The following is a 25,701-nucleotide window of genomic DNA, read 5'->3' as shown; positions in this document are numbered from 1 at the left end:
CTATCTAACCATCATATACTTTATTAGGCACAAAAAAAAGCCAGTCAATTGACTGGCTTTTTTATAGACATTATAACCTTATAGCGGGGTTATGATGTATAGCAAATCACCACTTGATACTTGCTGACCATTAGTATTAATGATGCGTTCAATACGGAATTTAGCCTTCGTATCATAAAGCATTGCGTCTTTACGATTGAAGCTACCTAGCGTGATTGGCGAGAACATTTTCATTGCTTCCATTAAGCCTAATGTTTGTTCAACATTAACAATGTCACCCTCTAACACAAAATCAGGTTCTGCAGGTGAAGAAGCTCGGTAGAAAATACCAGCACTTTGAGCAATAACTTTTAATTCATTACTACCATCAACCTGAATCGATTCTGCAACACCTTCAATACCAGAAGCAGCAGATGCTTCCATTTCATCAATCATCACTTGTTGGTCAAGTGTTGCCATGAACTTAGGTAGGTAAGTTGTATCGTATACGCCGTTTAAGAACGTTTCATCTTTTAAGATACGTTGCAATAATGGAATATTAGTCGCAATTCCTTTAATGCTCACTTTATCTAAGAAGGCTAATAACTTCTTAACAGTATCGTTACGGTCTTTACCATGACAGATAAACTGACCTACTAAACTATCGTAGTATGGAGAAACTTCTTTACCTGTTGCAATCATTGAAATAACTTCAACGTCATCTTGCTCAGGAATAATACACTCAGCCACTTTACCTGGGTAAGGTAATAACTGCATGATACCGTCAGAATCTAAGCCAGCTTTTTCAGCTGTAACACGTACTTCAATCGCATAACCTTTCTTCTGAGGTTTTAAGTCAGAGATGTCACCACCTGATGCAATATCGTATTGTGCTTTTACAATATCAATACATGATGTTGCTTCAGTTACAGGGTGCTCTACTTGTAAACGCGTATTCATTTCCATGAAATAGATATCATCAGCATCTAAGTCATAGATAAACTCAACCGTACCAGCGCCCATGTAATCAACGGCGTTAGCTAATGCAGCAGTATGTTTCAATGCTTCTTTTTCTAATCTTTCTGGCAACATAGTTGATGCAGACTCTTCAACTACTTTTTGGTTATTACGTTGAACAGAACAATCACGAATACCTAATACTTTAGTATTACCAAACTTATCACGTAATAATTGCACTTCGATATGACGTAGAGACGTAATGTATTTCTCCAAGTACAAATCACCGTTACCAAATGCACTACGTGCTTCAGCAGAAACTTGGTTAAAGCCAGCAAACATATCTTCAGCTTTTTCAATCACTAAGATACCTTTACCACCACCGCCATTTACCGCTTTAAGCAACACAGGGTAACCCATGTTGTTTGCGATATCTAACGCTTGTTCTGCACCACTTAAAATACCGTGAGAACCAGGTACTACTGGCACACCGTTATCTTGTGCTGTTTTAATTGCATTTGATTTGTTACCCATAGTCAACATACTGTTCATGCTTGGGCCAACAAAGTTAACGTTATGGCTAATACATAAGTCTGCAAAGTGAGGACTTTCAGATAAGAAACCAATACCTGGGTGTAATGCATCAACTTGCTCATATTCAGCTACTTTTAATACAGAACTTGCATTCAAGTAACTTTCATCAGAGGTATTACCACCTAAACAAACTAGTTTATCACCTTCACCTAACATATCTGCAGGTACTGATGTCATATCAGGGTCTGACGCAACCAATACCACATTGATATCATTCTGTTTCGCAATACGTATTAACTTAACCGCAGTACAACCACGAGCATGGATTAATACTTTCTTAACCGGATGCATTAATTGACGAGGGTCAGATTTAGACACATTATCATCAGCAAGATTACAAACAGGTATAAAGCCAGATAGTGCACGTTGAATTGTTTCTTCAACAGTCACAACAGGCATTGGCATGTTTTCATCAATTTCACGTAACTTATCATTCAAATCATCAGAGAATGGGTTGATAACCAATCCATCCATTGCACCAGGTACACGTGATAAGTAGTTAGATAATGTAGATGTAGACGGTAAATATGCTGGGACAACCATTTGTCCAGCAAACGGCATATTAGTACCTGATAGGTAATAAGTTTGTGCCATAGGATGTGTTACAAAACTCGCTTGTGCTCCACCAGTACAGTCCCCGTAACCAAACATAACAACCGGTAAATCATTATCACGAATAAAACGTGTAATCCTGTCATTAACAACAGACATTGAGAATAATGCAGCAGCGCCTTCTTTCGTCTGCATACCACCAGAACTAATGAAGGCAACAACAGGCAAATGTTGTTTTGCACATTTAACTAATAGCGCACAGAATTTTTCTGCACTAGCCATGTCAAACGCACCCGCCTGGAAAGATAAATTAGAAACAGCAACACCAACACGTTGGACTTCACCATTTTCTAATTTAAATTCACCTGTACCCGTTATTAAACCACATGGTTTTATATTTTTATCTAGCGCATCTTCAACAGACAAACGGAAACCAGGGAACTCTAAAAGGTTAGCAGTCATTAAGTCTGCTTTAGACTCTTTAAAGTTTGCAAAGAACTTCTCAATGATTGCTTGATGAGAATTGTTCTTCTTGCTTTTTTCTGAACGTAATACCGCTTGAATCAATAGATCTTGGTAGCCCATTGTTAAACGGTTCCAGAAATCTTTACGACGTCCGATTCGAACAGGGTTAATAGCACCGTTGTAAGAACTTTCGTTATCGCGACTGTTATAATATTCAGGCAATAATTTTTCGAACAAGTAAGTCAAAATAACAAACAAACTAGAGTTCATTTGTGGTGCACCAATACTCTTCCACTCTTCAACTTTAGCTAAGATTTCGCCACGTTCAGCTTGTTCAGTAAAGTATTGTAGCCATGCATTAAACGTCACTTTTAATTGCTCGTAATCGTCATCACTTACTTTACTTAGCGCTGCTTTTAGTGAACTGCGTACTAACGAAGATACTGATTCACGAGAAAGCTCTTTAGTCGCCATCGCTTCTTTTGCAATAGACGCTAAGTTACCCATTGTATTGTCGTATAATGCGTTAAATACAAGCATGTGACGACAGTGAACAATAAAGCATTCGCGAGTTTCTACATGTGAAACTACATCAATGATATTCAGATCGGCTAACACTGGCCATTCTTCTGTAAGAGGAACAGCTTTCTCATCTTCTAAATGTTTAATAAGTGAATGGAAGTTATTTTCAGCACTTGTTTTCCAACGATTATATAAAGACCAAGTTAGGTTGATCATTAACGTACTACGCGCATTATCGTAGTTTGCTTTTGGCTCACCTAAAATAAGCTTTGTTAATGCATTACGCTCAACACCTTTATCTTCACGTTTTTGTAAAAATGTTTTCCAATTTTTATTTAGCGTATCGTCATAAATTAATTTATCTGGGTTTTCTAACCAGTTTAAAAATACTTGTTTACGATCAGCTTCAACACGTGCTTTTAAATCACCTTGTGGAACGGTTAATTTAGATAGACGGCCATATTCGTTCTTTTGAATCGCTTTGATACGTGAACGTAATGTGAGGTAACGCATATAACGGTAAGTCGTGCCGAATGCATTATTATGAGATGTTGGGTTTTTAGCTAATAAACGTGCTTCATTTGCATTTTCAATGGCAGTCAATTTACTTGAAGGCTCAAGATAACGAGATAAGCTACGGTTATAATGTTCTAAGATATCTGGATATTTACGAACAAATTCTACTGACTTTGACTCTATAGATAAAATACCAGAAATAATCGCTTTCTGAAGGTTATGTTGACGCTCATCTTGGTCAACAGGCGAGTAATCAACAATACCGTCGATACAACCCATTTCCAATAACTCTTCAGGTGATACACCTACTGACTGAGCACATTCCTGCCAAGACAAATTGTACTTACGAGCAATACTTTGCAAACCTTTTGGCTGGATAGTATTAAAGATACCATCTCGAACAGATAATAAAATATTAGCTGTCGCTAGTGGGATTGCACCACCAGAATAACCAACACCCACTACTATACCAATAGTAGGGACATCAACATTGGCACTTTCAGTGATCATTTGAGAGATACTGTGTGCTTGATTTTGGCTATTAGCTTCTTCGCCTGCGTCCGCTCCCGGTGTGTCAATTAGGTACACAATAGGCAATGACATATCCGCAAATTTACGGATTGCTTTGCTTGCAGCTAAATGATGCTCAGGCATCCAAGCACCATTATTTGAACTACGCTCTTGTGCGATCAAACCAATACGACGGCTGTAGCCACCAAAGTCTAATTCCATTTCAGCAGAGTAAAAAGCACCGTTTGATTGCTGTGTTACGATTTTACCGTTAAAGCCTTCGATGATACTTTTAGAGCCAGGGCGTTTGTTACTTTCAGCCGGCGTTACTGTACGCGCAATGTATGCATCAACATCTAACTTTTTAATCGTCGCTAGATTTGATTTAACTCGCTGACTTTCAATAAGACCTTCTACACCATCTGTATTTGACGGTAATGAATTATCTGGAAATAAAGAAAAGTCTTTTGCGATATGCTCAGCATGAATAAATAGCGGATCTGCAATATTATTCACTTCAAACTGAGAAGATGAAGGTTTTCCTGTCATATAATTACCCTTACAAGAAAGTGATGGAAAAATAAATGTCGTAATTTACAACTTATTAGCATTTGATTCCACTATTGAAGTCTAATCAATATAAATCATTTACTAATAAATTGTATATTGTGAACCCTGAGCCAATAATAGCCCATTAATGGAGGTATTCTGTTCTATTAAGATCAAAAAAACAACAAAATAGACACAGTTCCATTAACTTGTGAGTCTAATTTTATAACATATAGTTATCTGGTAACTCAATTTGAGCGACACCCGTTTCAACTGCTGCACGAGCAACTGCACCAGCAACACTTTTTAACAAACGAGGATCCATTGGTTTCGGAATAATGTAATTTTTACCAAATGTAAGTTCACTACTACCACTTGCCGTTAATACTTCTTGGGGCACTGGCTGTTTAGCAATCTCACGAATGGCATTAACTGCAGCCACTTTCATTTCATCATTTATATCTGTCGCACGCACATCTAGCGCACCACGGAAAATAAATGGGAAACACAAAACATTATTAACTTGGTTAGGGTAATCACTGCGTCCAGTTGCCATAATAAGATCATCACGAACAGAATGAGCTAACTCAGGTTTGATTTCAGGGTCGGGATTTGAACAAGCAAAGATAACCGGGTTTGGCGCCATTAATTTAACATCTTCAGCCCCTAATACATTCGGACCAGACACACCAACAAACACATCGGCACCACAAATAACATCTTGTAAAGTACGTTGATCGGTATTATTCGCAAAACGTTGCTTATATTCATTAATATCATCACGACGAGTATGAATGACGCCTTTACGATCTAACATATAAATTTTTTCACGTAGAGCGCCACATTTAATTAATAGTTCCATACAAGAAATAGCGGCAGCACCAGCCCCCATACAAACTATTTTCACATCCTCAATATTTTTACCTTGGATATCTAGTGCATTGATCATTGCAGCAGCTGTAACAATGGCAGTACCGTGTTGATCATCATGAAAAACAGGAATACTGCAACGTTCTTTTAATTCTTTTTCTATTATGAAACATTCAGGCGCTTTAATATCTTCAAGGTTAATACCACCAAATGTATCTGCAATATTAGCAACCGTATTAATAAACTCTTCTGGAGTACGGTGTTTTACTTCAATATCTATCGCATCAAGATTAGCAAATCGTTTAAATAATAACGCTTTGCCTTCCATTACAGGTTTAGACGCTAATGGACCTAAATTGCCTAACCCCAAAATAGCAGTACCATTTGTAATAACGGCAACTAAGTTACCTTTAGCTGTATATTTATAGACATCATCAGGGTTTGCAGCGATTTCTCTAACCGGCTCTGCGACACCTGGACTATAAGCTAATGATAAATCGTCTGCTGTTTCAGCAGGGGTAGTCAACTCGATACTTATTTTCCCTGGTTTAGGAAAAGCATGATAATCAAGAGCTTGTTGGCGTTTATCTGACATTTATAAATCCCGTTATGATGAACTAAGTAATTTGAGTTAGTTTTTTAAAACTGAAGAGTGATGATAATCAAGTTTTGATCATAATCACAGAGTTAATTCATATTATACACACACGTGAATGACGATAACATACTATAACAGTTGGTTAATTTTACAGCAAAAAGGCTTTAAAAACTGAGATTTTAGATACAAAAAAAGCACCCTAAGGTGCTTTTTAAAAAACGTGGTAGTTATCTTATTTAGAAGATAAAGCACCGAAACGTTTTTTGAACTTGTCAATACGGCCGCCAGTATCAACAACACGTTGAGTACCAGTGTAGAATGGGTGACAAGCTGAACAGATATCTAAAGTTAACTCTTCTTTACCAAGCGTAGAACCAACTTTAATAACGTTACCACATGAACAAGTTGCAGTAACTAATTTGTATTCTGGGTGAATTTCTTTTCTCATTGGGAAAACCTCTATTTAGGCCGTGTCGCTGCTCAGCTTGAATGAATTATTTCATTCAACAAAGTACCACACGTATTTATCATTTTATTACAAGTTGCGGATTGTATAGTAACGAATAATAAAAGTACAACTTAAAATAACTAAAATTTAACACTTTATTACGGTGGTAAAAAACAGGTAATAAATGGCTATCAAGCAAGGCATAGGTACCTTTGGATCAGCAAACTACTTTTATGTTTTATCTATTATATAAATCAATAAGATCAATGTAAAAGAACAAAATATAAGACTTAAACAGAACCACATAACTAAACAGGTTACAATACAACTTCATTCTATACTTTATCATTTAAAACACATCAACTATGACTAAACCAATAATTTGCAGAGTAGCATTAGCTATTCCTTTACATAGACAATTTGACTACTTACTTGCGGCACATCTTTGTCCCAAAGATCCAAACTCACTGGTTGGTTGTCGTGTATTAGTTCCTTTTGGTGGCGGTCCGCGTAAACAAATTGGTGTGATCACGGCAACACCTGAAGAATCTGATTATGCGATTGATAAATTAAAGTCCGTATCACAACTATTAGACCAACAACCTTTATTGAGTTCAGGCTTATATAAGCTATTAAATTGGGCTGCCATATATTATCAACACCCTTTCGGTGATGTATTCCAGCAGGCTATCCCAACTTTATTGCGAAAAGGTAAAGCGGCGACCTTTAAAACGCAAGAGTATTGGAAACTAGTTCAAGAAGATGTAAACCTTGACCAATTAGCTCGAGCTAAAAAACAATGTCATGCTGCAACATTATTGCAAGGCTCCCCAATCGCTTATGAACAATTAAAAAGCCAAGGGGTAACCCGTGCAACCTTAAATAGCCTACAAGAAAAAAAACTGGTTGAGCATTACGAACAAATGCCAGAAACCAATTTAACGTGGCCACATGACATACGAGAGTTACAAGAAAAACCTAATTTAAGTACTGAGCAAGCGATCGCAGTGACAACGGTAACGCAACAATTAAATAAATTTAAATGTTACTTATTAGAAGGTATTACTGGCAGCGGTAAAACGGAAGTTTACTTAAATATTCTGAAAGCTGTATTAGAACAAGGACAACAAGCCTTAATTATCGTACCTGAAATTGGGTTAACACCACAAACAGTCAAACGATTTAAAGCGCGTTTTAATGTCCCTATTTATTTAAAACATTCAGCATTGAATGAACAACAACAATTAGAAACTTGGTTACATGCTCAACAAGGTAGTGCTGCTATTATTATTGGTACTCGTAGTGCCATTTTTAGTGACTTTAAAAACCTAGGCTTAATTATTTTGGATGAAGAGCATGATGCCTCTTTTAAACAACAAGATAGTTTTCGTTATCATGCACGTGACTTCGCAATAAAACGCGCTTCAGAACAAAACATACCTATTTTATTAGGCTCGGCTACTCCTGCTTTTGAGTCTCTTAATAACGCACTATCCGGCCGTTATCAGCATTTATTTTTAACGCATCGGGCTGGTAATGCAAAGCCACCTAGAAATGATTTAATTAATCTTACCGGGTTACCGCTTAAGTCGGGGTTGTCTCCACAATTAATTGAATTAATGCAGCAACATTTAGCAAAAAACAATCAAGTTATTTTGTTTTTAAACCGTCGAGGTTATGCCCCCGTTTTAATGTGTCATGAATGTGGATGGTTGGTGAAATGTGAACGTTGTGATGCGTTTTATACTTACCATAAAAGTGCTAATTACTTGCACTGTCATCATTGCATGGCAACACACCCAGTTCCAGAACAATGCCATGATTGTGGTTCTACCAATTTGCACTCTACTGGTGTTGGAACAGAGCAGCTTGAAGAAACATTAAATCAATTATTTCCCGATCACCCAACGGTCCGAATTGACCGAGACAATACGCGTAAAAAAGATAGTTTCAATAATTATCTTGATGATATTAATAGTGGCAAATATAAAATTTTACTCGGTACACAAATGCTCGCTAAAGGACACCATTTCCCTGATGTCACATTGGTGGCCTTAGTCGATGTGGACGGTGCACTTTTTAGTAATGACTTCCGTGCAAGTGAGCGATTAGGACAACTATTTACACAAGTAGCAGGGAGAGCAGGACGTGCAGAGAAAAAAGGCCAAGTAGTATTACAAACTTTTCATCCAGAACACAACCTATTACAAGAACTAGTCAATAATGGCTATGGAGACTTTTCTCGAACGGCATTACAAGAAAGAAGAATGGCACAACTGCCGCCTTTTTCTTTTCAAGCACTCATTAGAGCTGAATCTTTAAATGCAACACAAGCAGAAAACTTCCTGAGGCTGTGCAAGCAAACTTTAAATCAAATTGCAGATAATAATAAAGTCAGCGACAGATTATTAATATTAGGGCCTATTGCCGCTTCAATGGAAAGAAGAGCTGGAAAATATCGCTTTCAATTATTGCTGCAGAGTGAACAGAGAGTGCTCATAACAAAAACATTAAACATCGCATTAGCTCACTTTGAAAAGTTACCTGAAGGTAGAAAAGTACGCTGGTCAATTGATGTTGACCCTATAGATTTTGTTTAATCATAAGTAGTGATATTGAATTTATTGATGGAAGCTTATTGATTAAACATATTCGCTCAACATCGTTAATCAACATCAGATTAACTAAAAATAGATGGTCTAAAAATAGATTATCTAAAAACAAAAAGCCTAATAATCTCATCGAGATGAATTATTAGGCTTTTTCATATGTTTAAAACTTTCCTAAATGCACTGTATTAATGCCTTTAGTATGACATTAACTAAAGTCGACGAGCGTCAGACACATCTTTTAGTTGCTTCAATTTAACCAACAGTTTATTGATCTCTTTGTTATTTTGAACTTCTAAAGACAAATCGATAGTCGCCGTTAACGTCTTCGTGTTGGTTTGGCTATTAACCCCTAACAGGTTTACTTTTTCATTGGATAATACGGTTGTAATATCTTTCAACAAGCCATTTCGGTCATCTGCGATTAAACGTAACGTTAATGTATACCCCGATGATTGAGAATCTCCCCAGTTTGCATTAATGATACGTTCAGGATGTGCTTCTTCTAAATCCGCTAATTGTTCACAGTTTTTTCTATGAATTGAAATGCCACGCCCTTGCGTAATATATCCAACAATACCTTCACCAGGCACTGGCTGACAACATCTTGCAATGTTATGCATTAAATTACCTACACCATCAATAATAATGTCTTTACCTGTATTTTTAGGCGTCATTTGTATTTTACGGTTTTGTAATTCTAATAATGCAGCAGCGTCTTGTTGCTCTAGTGTTTGTTGATGATAAAAACCATCTAAAAAATGAACAAGTTGATTAAGACGTAAATCACCATTACCAATTCCTGCATAGATATCATCTGTTGTGCCGACATTGAAACGCGTAATGGCAGGTGTAATATCAGTTAACTTCAAATCAATTTTAACAAGTTCAACTTCTAGTAACTCACGACCTGCAATAATATTTTTATCGCGATCTTGTTTTCTAAACCAAGTAGCCACTTTATGTCGCGCTCTTGGCGCATTGATATAACCCAGTTGTGGGTTTAACCAATCACGACTTGGATTCGGTTCTTTTTGAGTCAGAATTTCAATTTGATCACCGGTTTTCAATTGATATGTAAAAGGAACAATATGATTTGCTACTTTCGCACCAATACAACGGTGTCCAATCAGACTATGAATATAATAAGCAAAATCAAGTGGTGTAGAACCTGCAGGTAAATCGATCACTTCACCTTTAGGTGTAAAGACATAAACACGATCATTAAATACTTGGCTACGGATTTCTTCGACTAAGTCGTCTCCGTCGGTCATATCTTCTTGCCAAGCAAGCAACTTACGTAACCACGCGATTTTTTCTTCGTAGTTACTAGCTGATTTACCACCAGCACTGCCTTCTTTATATTTCCAATGCGCTGCGACCCCCATTTCTGAGTCTTCATGCATCTGTTGAGTCCGTATTTGTACTTCAACAGGTTTGCCACTATCACCTAATACAACGGTATGGATAGATTGGTAACCATTAGGTTTAGGGTTAGCAATATAGTCATCGAATTCACGAGGAATATGACGCCATTTAGTATGTATTGCACCTAATGCCGCATAACAATCTTGCAGTTTTTCAACCACAACACGCACAGCCCGCACATCATATAGTTCATCAAACTGCAGATCTTTTTTCTGCATTTTTCGATAGATACTATAAATATGCTTAGGACGCCCATAAGCAGTCCCTTCAATGTTCATTTCAGCGAGTGATGATTTGACGGTTTCAACAAAGTCTTGGATATAATTTTCGCGGTCAATACGTTTTTCATCAAGCTGTTTAGCTATATTTTTATAGGTTTCTGCTTGTAGGTAACGAAAAGAAAGGTCTTCTAACTCCCATTTTAACTGCCCTATTCCTAGACGGTTTGCTAATGGTGCATAGATAGTTGAGATTTCATGGGCCAGTTTTACTTTAGTGTCTTCATCAGCAATTTTAACTTGGCGCAGGTAACATATTCGTTCAGCCAGTTTAATCACCACTGCACGTACATCTTCAACCATTGCTAATAACATGTGTCGTAAGTTATCAACTTGAGATTCAGCATTTTGTTTGTTGCCACGGCTTTGTAAGGCTCTAATACCTTCCATTTCCATTGCGCCTTTTGCCAATTTAGCAATACGCTTTGGCCATAACTCATCAACTTTTTCAGTACTTAAAACATCTTGAGCGAGCAGAGGGAAAATTAATGCAGCATTTAATGTGTCCATGTCCATATTCAAAGTAACGAGGATCTCAACCATTTCACAACCTAACTGCAATGCAATTATCTGTTGTTCAGAGTCACACAACTCACTCACTTTATTATAGTTTTCGAATAAGTTACTTTGATCTTGTTTACTTAAACCAAATGTTGTCACCCACTTGTCTGGGGCATTTAATGCACTTTGGTAAAAATGTGTATCACGAACTGAAACCATCTAACTCTCCAAAAAAAGTAGCTGAATATTTAAGTTGGAAGTAAAAATTAACGCTTATAGCATGATGTTTAAATACCTGGTCATCACCTTTAAAAGGGGAAATATAGACGTTATCCCTTCTGACTTAACTCACATGAAGCCCTTCTATTTTATAGAGTGCTTCCAATTAATTTATATTTGAATCGCCAACTAAAAATCATTTAATCAAAAAACTAATAATACTTAAAATTATTAACTTATAAAGCCATTGTCTCTTTATTATTGTGACAATGGCCTTTTAAACGTTGATTATTTTTTAGTAAATAATGCCATTGACTCCATATGTGCTGTTTGTGGGAACATATCAATCAAACCTAATTTAGCTAATGTATAACCTTGCTCTAATAGTAATGCACTATCTCTTGCTAATGTCACAGGATCACATGAAACATATACAATATGACTTGGCTTTTTATTGGCGACAAACGCCATACACTCGGCAGCACCCGCTCGAGCAGGATCGAGTAGTATTTTATCGTAACGTTGTTGTGCCCAATCTGCTTTTAATTCATTCAAGTCACTTAAATCTGCTTGATAAAAGGCAACATTAGTTAAATGACAATGCAAAGCATTCTGTGCACCACGGTCGACCATTTTTTGAATGCCTTCAACAGCAACAACTTGTTTAACGTTTTTAGCAATCGGTAAGGTGAAATTGCCTAAGCCACAAAACAAATCTAAGACATGATCCGTATTTTTTAGTTCAAGCCAACTAATCGCTTGCTGAACCATTTGTTTATTAATGTCTGCATTTACCTGTAAGAAATCATCAATATTAAATTCAAACTCACAATCTTGTTCTGCTAACGAATAAGTCAACTTATGCTGTTCTGTTAAGCATTGAATGTCAGTCGGGCTGCTTTGTGCATAAAAATGCAATTGATGCTCTGCAGAAAAGGCAATGATTAATGCAATATCTTGCTCTGATAATGGCTTTAAATGCCTTAATAACACGGCAACCGTATTATCCGCTTCAACTAACTCTATATGACCTAATGCCATCTTACCTTGTAACTGATTTAACAACGCTTTAAGAGGCAAAATTAATTGTGACAATGCAGGTTTTAATACCGGGCATTTTTGTTGATTAATGAGTTCATTACTTGCCGAACGACGAAGCCCCATTTGTACTTTCTTGGTTTTTTTATCATACATCACACCAAAACGAGCACAACGACGATAACCCCAGGCATCAGATTTTAATGTTGCTTCTAATTGTGTTGGCTTATGTTTTGCGAAACGTTCAAACAACGTCATAAGGCCCGTTTGTTTTATTTCAATTTGGCTAGCCTGTTCAACATGCTGTAAATGGCAACCACCACATTCTTGATAATGATCGCAATTTGGTTCAATGCGTAGGTCACTCTTTTGCTGTATTGCCAGAATACTGGCTTTTTTATAACGTTTTTTATCTTCATCGATAGAAACGTCAACAATTTCACCAACTAAACCACCTTCCACAAACATTGGCTTATTTTGATGGAATAACATCCCTCTGCCCTGATGATCGAGCTTATCAATCTGGCAATGTTTAATTATCTTGTTATTTTGCTTATTTGTGCGCGATGCTTTGAAGAACTGGGCCATAAATATTTCACAGGTGAAGTAAGCTATGCCATGATAGCGGTTACGTTTATCGGAACGCTATTGTCACACAAAAAATACAAGCATTCATTACTCCATTGAAATTAGATTTTACCTTATGACTAAATACGGCCTACGCGCACAAGTTATTGCCTACACTGTACTACCGACTGTCCTTATCGGTGGTATTTTAGCAGGTTACTTTTCATTCCATCGCTTTCAACAAGCCGATGAGTTTTTAATTGATCGGGCATTGAACATTGCAGATGCGCTATCCATTGCCAGTGAATATGGTATGCAGGATGAGACCAGAACTATTCTGCGTCGATTAATTGGGACCACTCATCGAAAAAATAGCCCTATGATCAAAAGTATTGCTATTTTTACTGCTGATAATAAATTATTTGTTATCAGTAATTATCATCGTGATTATCAAAAATTGCGTTTAGATAAAGACCAACCCATACCCGACTTACCGCAAATCACGACTTTAGATGACAGTATCATTATCCATAGTCCGATTATTGATGAAACAAACTTTTTAGAGTACCAGCTAACATTCGATCAACCCCGTAAGGTGGTCGGTTATGTAGCACTGGAAATAAATAGAGATCAGATTGAGCTGTTACTGTATCGCGATGCCGCTTTCTCTTTGTTAGTGGTATTGTTAGGTATTATAGGCAGTTTATATTTGGCCTTTAAACATGCTAAGCGCATTACAGCCCCTATTTCAGACATGGCATCAGTCGTTGAAAAGATCAGTTTAGGACGTTTAAATTCTCGCGTTGAAGGTGAATACACAGGTGAAATTGGTTTACTGCAACACGGTATTAATGAAATGGCATTGGCAATGTCCAAACACCATGAAGAGATGCAAGAAAGTATTGATTTAGCGACCAGCGAATTACGTGAAACACTCGATCAGATGGAAGTGCAAAATATTGAGTTAGATATTACCCGTAAAGAAGCACAACAAGCAGCTTCGGTTAAATCTGAATTTTTAGCGAATATGAGTCATGAATTACGTACTCCGTTAAATGGTGTTATTGGTTTTGCACGACAGTTATTAAAAACACAAATGACTAATAACCAAATGGATTATTTACAAACGATTGAACGTTCAGCAGGCAACCTATTAAATATTATTAATGACATTCTCGACTTTTCTAAGCTAGAAGCCGGCAAATTAGACCTTGAACATATCCCTTTCGAAATCCGTGAATCGATTGATGAAACAATGCATCTATTAGCGCACAGTGCACACGAGAAAAATATTGAATTAAGTTTAATGGTTGATGAAGACGTACCCCAAGAACTAATTGGTGATGCAATGCGTCTTCAGCAGATCTTAACTAACTTAATTGGTAATGCTATAAAATTTACTGAACAAGGTAATATAGAAGTTAAGATTCAGCGTACTGAAAAAGAAAATGATACCGATAAAGGCATCAAACTTAAGTTTATTATCTCTGATACTGGGATTGGCATATCAGAGGCACAACAAGAACAACTATTTAAAGCCTTTGGACAAGCAGATAGTAGTATCACGCGCCAGTATGGCGGTACAGGTTTAGGACTTGTTATCACGCAAAAATTAGTCAATGAAATGAAAGGCAGTATTGACTTAGTCTCTACACCTAATGCAGGTTCTACTTTCTGGTTTACTATCGCTATCGAAAGATGTACCCGTATACCGCTCGCTTCACTTCCATTAGAAAGGTTATCTAATCGTACCGTCTTAGCTTACGAGTCAAATGAATATGCAGTACGCGCATGCTCTCAGTTATTAATGCAATGGAAAACTAATGCCACAGTTACTGAGACCGATATTCAATGGCAAAAAGCACTTCATAAACGCTATGACAGTATCGTGATTGGGCATAGTAACAACACTAATATCACCCCACTTTTAACCCATATAGAACAGGCAAAAGAATATACTGATAATATCATTGTATTGCTTAACTGTAGTGACCCAAGTGTTTATGAACAATTAATGGAAACAGGGATAACTCATTGTTTAAATAAGCCTGTTAACCATAAAAACTTTGCAAATGCCTTAGTGTCTAATGAAACAACGCCAACAACATTACAAATTGCAATGCCAATACAACGTAAAGATATTAATGTAATGGCTGTAGATGATAATAGAGCGAACTTAAAACTTATCTCTGCAATGTTAACCGATAGAGTTCATCGAGTAACAACTTGTAAGAATGGTAAAGAAGCTGTTGAACATGCAAAAAATACACCTTTTGATATTATCTTTATGGATATACAAATGCCTATTTTAGATGGTGTCAGTGCTTGCGCCCAAATTAAAAAGGACTCGCTCAATCAAGAAAGTCCTATCATTGCAGTAACAGCTCATGTACTCCCTGGTGAAAAAGAGCAGTTCTTACAGAAAGGGATGGATGACTGTTTAGCAAAACCGATTGATGAACTCGCATTACAAGCTATTATTGATAAATGGGCACCAAATGCACAAATAATGGAGGCAGCTCCTCAAGAAGAAATAGCTAAGCTCCCTCATAAAAAAATACCAGCTATCGTAAAGAAATCTTTTGATTGGGAGTTGGCATTACAGCAATCAGCCGGCAAGAGTGATTTAGCTAAAGAGATGTTGAGTATGTTATTAGAAGAGTTTGATGATATTCGAAAAATAGCAAATAGTGCGATTAATGGCGATGTAGATAGTGAACAATTTGCAAAAGCAATCCATAAATTTCATGGTGGCTGTAGTTATAGCGGCGTTCCTAAATTAAAAAATATCGCAGGATTAATTGAAAAAGAGATCAAAAATTCGATCAATCCAGACTTGTTAGAACCTGAATTATTGGAACTATTAGATGAGCTGGATAATGTAGAAAAAGAAGCAAAGACTTATTTAGCATAAAAAAACTATCTACTGAGCACTTGCTCTGATAATTGAAAAATTAAAGATCGCGATGAATTTTAATACCGATTACATTAAATATGTTATCTAAATTTCGCGCTGGAAACACTGTTCCATTCAAAGCGTAAATGACTGTTTCTTTTGCGAAATTTACAACGAGGAATCAGGCTGTTTTAACAAGTAAAATAGATAAGCTATTTATTGTGATTGGTATAATAAGTAATTAACCTTAGTTCTGAATAAGCAAAGCGATACAACACTGCTATTTCCGTGGATTTCTGCGTTAAATTATCTATCAATAACCCGCTTTGAACTACGCAAAAGTAAAGGTACTGTATAATAAAAAATAAAGGCCTATCAATTATAGGCCTTCACTTTACTACTTTTTGAGATAACAAAGGTATCACTTACCTATTATTTAATACTGTCAGAGCTCTCTAATAAGTTTCTATGGTCATCCTTATCCATGTGCAATTGACGGGTAGGGAATGCGAATTCTGCCCCATGCTCAATCACTATATCGGCTACTTTTAATAAAACATCCTGCTTCACTTCATGAAACAAAATCCAATTAGTTGTTTTAGTGAAAGTATAGATAAAAAAGTCTAAAGATGAATTATTAAATAAATCAAAGTTAACAATCAAAGTCTGTGACTGATCGATATCAGGATGATTTTGTAACATCTCTCTAACCGCTTTTATAATATGCTCGACTTGTTGAATATCTTTATAACGCAGGCCAAAGTCTTCTTTAATACGTCGATTAGTCATACGAGATGGATTCTCTACAACAATGGTTGTAAATAAACTGTTTGGCACGTAAATAGGACGTTTATCAAAAGTACGAATACGCGTCACACGCCAACCAATTTCCTCTACAGTCCCTTCAATTGACTTGTCAGGGCTACGGATCCAATCCCCCACTTTAAAAGGTTTATCCATATAAACCATGGTTGCACCGAATAGATTTGATAATAAATCCTTAGCCGCCATACCAACAATTAATCCCCCCATACCACCAAATGCTAAGACACCAGAAATACTCACACCTAAAGTTTGAATAATAGATAAGGTAATGATGGTAATAATGGATAGTTTTGCTAATTTAGATAATGCGGTAACCGTCGTTGTATCTTTTGCATCATCGGCGATATAAGTATGTTCCGCTTTATAAACTAAACGCCAAAATACCCAACCAATCAAAAATAAAATGGCGACCTTTTGAACAGCCGGTAAATAGTCAGAAATGGCAAACTCTTCACTTTCTGCGATCACTCTCATTGACATTGATGTACCCATCAAGACAATCACCCAATTGATCGGTTTATTAACGGCATAGAAGACAATATCATCCCAACTATTTAACGTTTTAGCGATCATATTTTCTGCTCTTCTTGCAAAATAGCGCCAAACTAATTGCAATAAAAGAGTGATGCATAACATTAGAGCGAAGTTAGCAACCCAATTTCCAATATTTAAAGTAAGTAGCCAGTCACTTACATAAATTTCAGCTTGTTCAAACATATAAATCCTTAGGGTAAAACGAAGACGTTAAGATAATAGCAACTGATGATACTCATAAAAGACTAAAAGCTAAACCAGTTACAACTACTAAACAATTGATAAGTAGAGTCAATAAAACAACATGAACGAAAAAAAGTTCAGTATAAGCAATAAAAAAACACTTTTTATAGCAAGTAATATTACACTTTTTGCTATTAAGTAACCGTCATTAAACTCTAAAAAACGATCAATTCAATTCGAATAATACCGATGCATTCAATAAGTGATCTAAATTTTACGCAGGAAAAATGACTTAGTTTAAGGCGTAAATTGAGCCTTTCGAAGATTAACTTCGTTAATCGTCTATCGGAGAATTAACCAAAGGATGTTAATTCTTTAATGGTTGTTCCCTTTACGAAATTTACAACGAAGAAATAAGTTATTTTAACAAGTAAAATAGATCAGTTAATTAGTGTGATTGGTATAATTATCGATTAAAGTAGAAAATATTTCTTATTATTAAAAATCGCTTAACGCTCTATTTAAGACTCCATTAAGCCCAGCCGAAAATAACATCATATATTTAGCACCCACCAATAAATATAACCAAAAGTCAAAATCGATAAATATAAAAAGAACAATTTACACCAGGAAGGTCAATGATAACGATTGATAAACTGAGTTTATTTAAGGCATCGAATTTAAAGGTAATTTTTAATACGTTAAACCTTTGTCCTTCTTATGCCAGCCTATTACTTCTAATTTCAAAAAAATTTAAAGGTCGATTGAAAAGTAATAACACTATAACCATTAAAGCTAATCGTTCAAATGGAGTCGCTTTAATGGTTTAAAGGTTTAAAAGAAATAAAACTTTATTTATGATGCACATCCATTTGTGGATAAGGTATTTTAATGTTTTCACTATCTAGCGCATTTTTAATACTTTCAGTTAGGGCAAATCGTACAGACCAATAATCACCTGATTTGACCCAAGGTCGAACCACAAGGTTCACGCTTGAACTTGCCAACTCAGACACAGCGATTTGTGTGCCAGGTTCAGTTAATACTTTATCATTGGCTGATATTGTGGCCTCTAAAACGTGTTTGACATGTTTCAAATCAGATTGATAACTAACTCTTATAATGAGATCAATACGACGTACAGGCTTACGAGAGACATTCACAATATTACTTTTTAAAATCGCAGCATTGGGTACAACGATATGCTTATTATCACCTGTCCTTAATATGCAATGAAATAATTGAATGGATTCAACTGTCCCAGCAGTTCCCGCTGCCTCAATAAAGTGTCCTATTTTAAAAGGACGTAAAGTGACTAATAAAATACCCGCTGCAAAATTAGATAAGGCCCCTTTTAAGGCTAAGCCGACCGCAAGTCCTGCTGCAGCAAGAATAGCCACAAATGAAGCAGTTTGAATGCCTAAATGCCCTCCTCCTGCAATAAATGTCATTGCAATCAGCGTATAACGCGCAATAGCAGAAAGGAAATCGACAATAGTTTTATCAACTTTCTTCTTGGTTAATATACGCGATAAAAGGTTAGATAGTGTTCGCGCAATATATAAACCAATAACAATGATTAATATCGCAACAACAAAGTTCACGATATAACTTAATATCAGTTCATTATGATCACGTCCCCAACCAATAAGCTGCTGAAGAAAAGGAGTTTCTACTATTGAAGTGCTTGTCACTTCTGTGTTTTCTAATGACATTTTAATTCCTAATATGCCGATTTAATAATTTAAAGTTGATTAAAAAAATAACCAGTTTGAAGTTTATTAAGAAAGACGACTCAATGATGAATTCAGTCATTATATTCGTCCGAACATTTTTATTAATGCTTTATCGATTAATTAAATAATCTGTTACAAACTTCCTTTTTTACAACCTTCTTTTTACAAAATAAGGTTTACAAGGTTGCCTTCACAACATTGTTTTTACTACATACCTTTTACAGAGATTAGTAACGTAAAGCACACTGTTTAAATAAACAATACAGCGGCTATTTATTAAACTGACTACCTGATAAATAAAAGCGTATTAATAATATCAATTACATTAAATAAGTGTTCTAAATATTACGCAGGAAAAATGACTTAGTCTAAGGCATAAGTTGAGTCCTTTCGAAGAATAACTGAAAGAGGTTAATTAGAGTGATTGGTGATTGGTGATTGGTATAATCATATTATTCAAAAATCAATGACAAAAAAGCCACTTAGTTTTCACTAAATGGCTTCTCAATAAAGATAAATAATGGATGTTAGAAAAGATTATTCTCTAACGTAAATAACTTCCATCATTTCGTCTTCATCATCCCAATCTTCATCATCAATGTGAACAGCACCTTCAACAGCATCAATCGCTGCTTTATGGTAGTCATCCCATTGGAATTCAACTTGCTGACGCTCTTCTTCTGGTGTGAACTCTGTAGGTAACTCTTCAAGATACGCTACTAACTCTTTACATACGTCATGTGTACCTGTTTTAGAAATAGCAGCCACTTTATAAACTGGACCATCCCATTCAAGTGCATCTTTAACACGTTGCATCACTTCTTCAGCTTCATCTTCTAATAATAAATCAGTTTTATTAAAGACTAACCAACGTGGTTTAGCTGCCAATTTCGGGCTATGTTTCTTCAACTCTTCTAAAATGATCAACGCATTCTCAGCAGGATCACTTGCATCGGCTGGTAGTAAATCAATCATATGTAATAACACACGACAACGCTCTAAATGACGTAAGAATCGAGTTCCTAAACCAGCACCATCAGAAGCACCTTCAATCAATCCAGGAATGTCAGCAATAACAAAACTATTACCGTGTCCCATACTTACAACACCTAGATTCGGAATCAAGGTAGTAAACGGATAATCAGCTACTTTTGGCTTTGCAGCAGAAACACTTCGAATGAACGTTGATTTACCAGCATTAGGTAAACCTAACATGCCGACATCGGCTAAAAGTAATAACTCTAATAATAAATTACGCACTTCACCTGGCGTTCCTTCAGTCTTTTGACGAGGAGCTCGGTTAGTAGACGTTTTAAAACGTGCATTACCTAAACCGTGAAAACCACCTTTAGCAACCAGTAGTTTTTGGCCATTCTTAGTTAAATCACCAACGATCTCACCAGTATCATCATCACGACAACGAGTACCTACAGGTACTTTAATAATTTTATCTTTACCACGAGACCCAGTACAGTCTGAAACTTGGCCATTTTCACCACGATCTGCATTATAAAAACGAACAAAACGAAAATCGATCAGCGTGTTTAAATTTTCATCTGCTTCAAGGTAAACATCGCCACCATCACCGCCGTCGCCGCCATTCGGACCACCACGAGGAATATATTTTTCAGTACGAAAGCCGACGACTCCGTTGCCACCGTCACCAGCGTCAACTTTAATCTTTGCTTCATCAACAAACTTCATTACAACCTCCAAAAAACATATTCACTACTTAAGTAGCGATGATTATACCCATTTCTATTGATCATAGATCACATTTTTTATTTTCAATAGAAATAGATAGACAAAAAAAAACCTCGCATTTGCGAGGCTTTTTAAAATTTGCTTCGAAAAAATTATTCAGCAACAATGCTCACGAATGAACGTAAAGGCATGCCTTTCTTTTCGAATTTAACAGTACCAGTCGCTTTAGCGAATAGTGTGTGGTCTTTACCTAAGCCAACATTTAGACCAGCGTGGAATTTAGTACCACGTTGACGAACTAAAATGTTACCAGCTAAAACAGATTCGCCACCAAAACGTTTAACACCTAAGCGTTTACTTTCTGAGTCACGACCGTTATTAGTACTACCACCAGCTTTTTTATGTGCCATTTTTAATAACTCCTAATTAAGCGTTAATCGCAGTAATTTTAATTTCTGTAAACCACTGGCGGTGACCAGCTTGCTTACGAGAATGTTTACGACGGCGGAACTTAACAATTTTAACTTTCTTGCCACGACCGTGAGCTACTACTTCTGCAGTAACTTTACTACCTTCAACGTATGGAACACCAACTTTAACATCTTCAGCACTTGCTACTAATAGAACTTTATCAAATTCTACAGTTGCACCAGCTTCAACATCAAGTTTTTCCAAACGAAGAGTTTGTTCAACAGCAACACGGTGTTGCTTGCCACCACTCTGGATAACAGCGTACATGTTTCTTACTCCGTTCAGGCATCTCGTGTTGTTTTATTTCAAACATAACATCGAGAGCGCACTAATTAATCACAATGGACGCGGATTCTACAGAGACATTCTTACTTTGGCAACGAGTTTTGGTTAAAAAATTGCAATTAGTTTGTTGCTTCCTCTTTTAATCCTAAAACTTCAATAAAAAACATTGTAAATCAATGCTATGAAGATCGTGATATCAAAGCTTATGAATAATATTATTTTTAATTTATTTAACAACCGAAAACAAAACAAAAAAAACGATATTTAGCAGTAAAAAACAAGTTAAAATAATAATTAATAACGATTAATACAACGCAATAAAGTAATGAATAATCGAGCTAATTTAATGGCTATATTTTAAGTACTATTCCCTTTCTTATTTATTGAAAACAGCTTGCCAACAACCATTCAAGAGTAAGAAAAGCGATTTGTAATCAAAAATTGTTTTACTTATTTTATTGTTAATCGTTTTTTAAATGTGACTCAACATAAAACTACTAACGCTCTTTAAACGTAGTTTTATTTTAGAATTCACAGTAAAAGTAAAAAAGAGCAAAAAAAGCATTAAAAATGAACAAAATAACATACTAAAAATCAACTAAATAAAGCTTAATTTAACACTTATTGATTAAATGATGATTAAGCGTTTGTTAATGCAGTTAGGGTGTTGAGATATGTTCAATAAACGGCAATAATACACGCATTATTTTCAAGACATCCAATGGGACTTTTTAGGCATGGATATTAAACAAATTCAGCAGCTTTCTTCAACAAACATGACTCAAGTAAATCAATTGATTACTGAGCAATTAAGCTCTGATGTTGCGTTAATTAATCAGCTTGGCTTTTATATTATCAACAGTGGCGGTAAACGAATTCGCCCATTACTAACTGTGTTAGCAGCACAAGCGGTAAATGTTTATAACCCAGAGATCACCAAACTTGCAGCCATTATCGAGTTTATTCATACAGCTACCTTGTTACATGATGATGTTGTTGATGAATCAGATCTTCGTCGAGGTGAAAAAACCGCTAATGCTTTATTTGGTAATGCCGCCAGTGTTTTAGTAGGTGACTTTCTATATAGCCGCTCCTTTGAAATGATGACCGAGCTTGAAAATTTAAAAGTAATGAAAGTACTTGCAAGCGCGACCAATGTGATTGCAGAGGGTGAAGTATTACAATTAATGAATTGTAATAATCCTGATACCACTGAAAAAACGTATATGGATGTTATTTACTTTAAAACAGCAAAATTATTTGAAGCGGCAACACAGCTAGTGGCTGTATTAGGAAAGCAGACAACAGAAGTTGAAACTGCACTACTTAATTACGGTAAATATTTAGGCACTGCATTCCAATTAACAGATGATGTAATGGATTATGCATCTGATGCCAAAGAAATGGGTAAAAACACCGGTGATGACTTAGCAGAAGGTAAACCTACATTGCCATTACTTTATGCGATGCAGCATGGCACAGACGCTCAGAAAGCCTTAATTAGAGAAGCTATTGAAAAAGCCAATGGTATGCAAAACTTTGGTTTAATCATGCAAGCATTAAATGACACTAAAGCACTTGAATACACTAAACAACGTGCAATGGAAGAAGCTGATAAAGCCATTGAAGCGATTTCAATCTTACCTGAAAGTGATTACAAAGAGGCAATGATTAGTCTTGCTCATATTGCAGCTAATAGAACAAGCTAAGCAATAAAGATAATAGAGGATACAAAGAGAAAGCCCCCTTTCCTTTGTTCCCTTCTATCTGATGTATCAATATTAGCCTCAAATATCCGTTACATTTCAGCCGTACCTGATAGAAAGCCCCTTCTTTAAACTCACATTTTCATTCAGAATTCCAAGTCCACTAGTCCATTAATTTTTTAATTTAAGGTTATTGTTCATCTATTGATAAAGAATAGCGATCAAGGTAATCACTGCGTCTTAAAAAATTAATAATTAAAGTTAATACCGATTAAATTTAAATAAGTATTCTAAATTTCACGCAGGAAAAATGACTTAATTCAAGGCGTAAACTGACATAAATGGCTATTCCCTTTACGAAATTTACAACGAAGAAGCGGACTATTTTAACAAGTAAAATAGATAAGCTATTTATTGTGATTGGTATAAGTCGGCAGAAAAAACTCAATAATCTTAGTTGTGTATAAATCAGGAAAGTTATCGAAGCAATCGCCGAGTATCGATGCTTATTTAACACAGAAGTTTTCGGAGTTATATTGACCGATTCACTTATTCGGCATGACAATTAAACGACTATGTAACATTATTAAGATAAAAGGGTATAACTAAACGCAACCTTACATAAACAAGAAGCCCGTTATATTCTGCAATATAACGGGCTTCTTAAACAATCATTGTATTGATTAAATCAATTAGTTAAATGGGTTAACTTGAATAATTGTTTCGTTACGATCTGGACCAGTTGAAATTATATCCATTGGTACGCCAGTAATTTCTTCTAAACGCTTGATGTAAGCTTTAGCATTAGCAGGCAGTGCATCGTATGTTGTTACGCCAAATGAAACTTCAGACCAACCAGGCATTGTTTCATAAATTGGAACAGCTTGTTCATAGCCATCAGCACACATTGGCGGAACATCAACAACTTTGCCACCCGGCATAGTGTAACCAGTACATATTTTAATTTCTTCTAAGCCGTCTAATACATCAAGCTTAGTTAAACAAAAACCAGTAATACTGTTTAATTGAACAGCACGTTTAATTGCAACAGCATCAAACCAACCTGTACGACGTAAACGACCTGTTGTAGCACCAAATTCATGACCAATAGTACCCATGTGGTGACCAGCAGGGTCTAATTTATCAATACCATCGTAAAGTTCTGTAGGGAAAGGGCCAGAACCGACACGTGTAGTGTAAGCTTTAACGATACCTAACACGTAATCAAGATGTGTTGGACCAAAACCACTACCAGTAGCTACGCCACCCGCTGTCGTGTTTGAAGACGTCACGTATGGGTAAGTACCGTGGTCAATATCAAGTAATGTTCCTTGAGCACCTTCAAATAAGATGTTCTCACCACGAAGACGCGCTTTATCAAGCTCGTCTGTTACATCAATAACCATGCTGATTAAAAGCGGCGCCATTTCAGTCATTTGAGCAAGTACTTCTTCGTAATTTACTGCTTCTACTTTGTAGTAGTTAACTAATTGGAAGTTGTGGTATTCAATCACTTCTTTTAGTTTTACAGCAAATTTAGCCATATCGAATAAGTCATCTACACGCAAACCACGACGAGCAACTTTATCTTCGTAAGCTGGACCGATACCACGACCGGTTGTACCGATAGCTTTATTGCCACGCGCTTTTTCACGCGCTACGTCTAATGCAACATGGTAAGGAAGAATTAAAGGACAACCTTCACTGATTGAAAGACGTTCTTTGGCAGGAATACCTCTCTCGATAAGCATGTTCATTTCTCTGAACAATGCATCAGGCGCTAATACAACACCATTACCGATGACACATTTTACGTTTTCACGCAGTATGCCAGATGGAATCAAATGAAGTACAGTTTTCTCTCCATCGATTACTAGTGTATGGCCCGCATTGTGGCCACCTTGATAGCGTACAACCCATTGTGCTTTGTCTGTTAATAGGTCTACTACTTTACCTTTACCTTCATCACCCCATTGAGTGCCAAGAATTACTACATTTTTTCCCATCAGAATCACATATCTCTAGCGAATTGAGCGAGGATTTTAGCAAAGTTTAAACAGTTGAATCAATATCTTTGTTAGTTAATACGCAGATAAATAATTTTAAATAAAAAAAAGGCCGATAAATCGGCCTTTTTACAATAAGTTACTGTCATTTTCAC

Annotated in this window: 14 protein-coding genes; 3 read left to right on the top strand and 11 right to left on the bottom strand. The window is 36.2% G+C overall.

What is annotated here, in order from left to right; translation table 11 throughout:
* Positions 1 to 78: 78 nt before the first annotated feature.
* From V6255_RS09345 to rpmE, 3 genes are all read right to left on the bottom strand, one after another.
* Positions 79 to 4,644, bottom strand: coding sequence for a biotin carboxylase N-terminal domain-containing protein (locus V6255_RS09345; RefSeq protein ID WP_341627904.1), 4,566 nt, complete (start codon positions 4,642 to 4,644; stop codon positions 79 to 81).
* Between the two features lie 223 nt (positions 4,645 to 4,867).
* Positions 4,868 to 6,109 carry a malic enzyme-like NAD(P)-binding protein gene (locus tag V6255_RS09340; RefSeq protein WP_341627903.1) on the bottom strand — a complete coding sequence of 414 codons (1,242 nt, stop codon included), beginning with the start codon at positions 6,107 to 6,109 and terminating at the stop codon, positions 4,868 to 4,870.
* Between the two features lie 235 nt (positions 6,110 to 6,344).
* Positions 6,345 to 6,560 (bottom strand): 50S ribosomal protein L31, encoded by a 216-nt coding sequence (gene rpmE / locus V6255_RS09335; protein WP_025563502.1) that lies wholly within the window; start codon positions 6,558 to 6,560, stop codon positions 6,345 to 6,347.
* Positions 6,561 to 6,925: 365 nt separating this feature from the next.
* Here rpmE and priA point away from each other — a divergent pair, with 365 nt between their 5' ends.
* Positions 6,926 to 9,160: a primosomal protein N' gene (gene priA / locus V6255_RS09330; protein WP_341627902.1), complete on the top strand. Its 2,235-nt coding sequence runs from the start codon at positions 6,926 to 6,928 to the stop codon at positions 9,158 to 9,160.
* A gap of 221 nt (positions 9,161 to 9,381) precedes the next feature.
* Here priA and relA read toward each other — a convergent pair whose 3' ends face one another.
* Complete coding sequence (gene relA / locus V6255_RS09325) at positions 9,382 to 11,595, bottom strand: GTP diphosphokinase (RefSeq protein WP_341627901.1); 2,214 nt, start codon at positions 11,593 to 11,595, stop codon at positions 9,382 to 9,384.
* Positions 11,596 to 11,883: 288 nt separating this feature from the next.
* Positions 11,884 to 13,221 (bottom strand): 23S rRNA (uracil(1939)-C(5))-methyltransferase RlmD, encoded by a 1,338-nt coding sequence (rlmD, locus tag V6255_RS09320; protein ID WP_341627900.1) that lies wholly within the window; start codon positions 13,219 to 13,221, stop codon positions 11,884 to 11,886.
* A 115-nt stretch (positions 13,222 to 13,336) separates the two neighbouring features.
* On the opposite strand from rlmD, the gene barA reads away from it, so the two are divergent.
* Positions 13,337 to 16,114 carry a two-component sensor histidine kinase BarA gene (gene barA, locus V6255_RS09315; protein ID WP_341627899.1) on the top strand — a complete coding sequence of 926 codons (2,778 nt, stop codon included), beginning with the start codon at positions 13,337 to 13,339 and terminating at the stop codon, positions 16,112 to 16,114.
* Positions 16,115 to 16,528: 414 nt separating this feature from the next.
* Here barA and V6255_RS09310 read toward each other — a convergent pair whose 3' ends face one another.
* From V6255_RS09310 to rplU, 5 genes are all read right to left on the bottom strand, one after another.
* Positions 16,529 to 17,638: a mechanosensitive ion channel family protein gene (locus V6255_RS09310; RefSeq protein ID WP_341627898.1), complete on the bottom strand. Its 1,110-nt coding sequence runs from the start codon at positions 17,636 to 17,638 to the stop codon at positions 16,529 to 16,531.
* A gap of 851 nt (positions 17,639 to 18,489) precedes the next feature.
* The gene (locus V6255_RS09305) at positions 18,490 to 19,353 is read right to left on the bottom strand and encodes a mechanosensitive ion channel domain-containing protein (protein ID WP_341627897.1); all 864 of its coding nucleotides are present in this window, start codon (positions 19,351 to 19,353) and stop codon (positions 18,490 to 18,492) included.
* 558 nt (positions 19,354 to 19,911) lie between these two features.
* Entirely contained in the window at positions 19,912 to 21,078 is a 1,167-nt protein-coding gene (gene cgtA, locus V6255_RS09300) for an Obg family GTPase CgtA (RefSeq protein ID WP_341627896.1), read from the bottom strand.
* A gap of 152 nt (positions 21,079 to 21,230) precedes the next feature.
* On the bottom strand, positions 21,231 to 21,488 hold the full coding sequence (rpmA, locus tag V6255_RS09295) for a 50S ribosomal protein L27 (RefSeq protein WP_025563510.1): 258 nt from the start codon (positions 21,486 to 21,488) through the stop codon (positions 21,231 to 21,233).
* A gap of 16 nt (positions 21,489 to 21,504) precedes the next feature.
* Positions 21,505 to 21,816 carry a 50S ribosomal protein L21 gene (gene rplU / locus V6255_RS09290; protein ID WP_025563511.1) on the bottom strand — a complete coding sequence of 104 codons (312 nt, stop codon included), beginning with the start codon at positions 21,814 to 21,816 and terminating at the stop codon, positions 21,505 to 21,507.
* 755 nt (positions 21,817 to 22,571) lie between these two features.
* Here rplU and ispB point away from each other — a divergent pair.
* Positions 22,572 to 23,543, top strand: coding sequence for an octaprenyl diphosphate synthase (ispB, locus tag V6255_RS09285; protein WP_341627895.1), 972 nt, complete (start codon positions 22,572 to 22,574; stop codon positions 23,541 to 23,543).
* Between the two features lie 689 nt (positions 23,544 to 24,232).
* On the opposite strand, the gene V6255_RS09280 is transcribed toward ispB, so the two are convergent.
* Positions 24,233 to 25,546, bottom strand: a complete 1,314-nt coding sequence (locus V6255_RS09280; protein WP_341627894.1) for an adenylosuccinate synthase — start codon at positions 25,544 to 25,546, stop codon at positions 24,233 to 24,235.
* Between the last annotated feature and the right edge of the window lie 155 nt (positions 25,547 to 25,701).

The organism is Psychromonas arctica, from assembly GCF_038155225.1.
Taxonomy (GTDB): Bacteria; Pseudomonadota; Gammaproteobacteria; order Enterobacterales; family Psychromonadaceae; genus Psychromonas; species Psychromonas arctica_B.
This window is presented reverse-complemented; position numbering and strand designations above follow the sequence as displayed.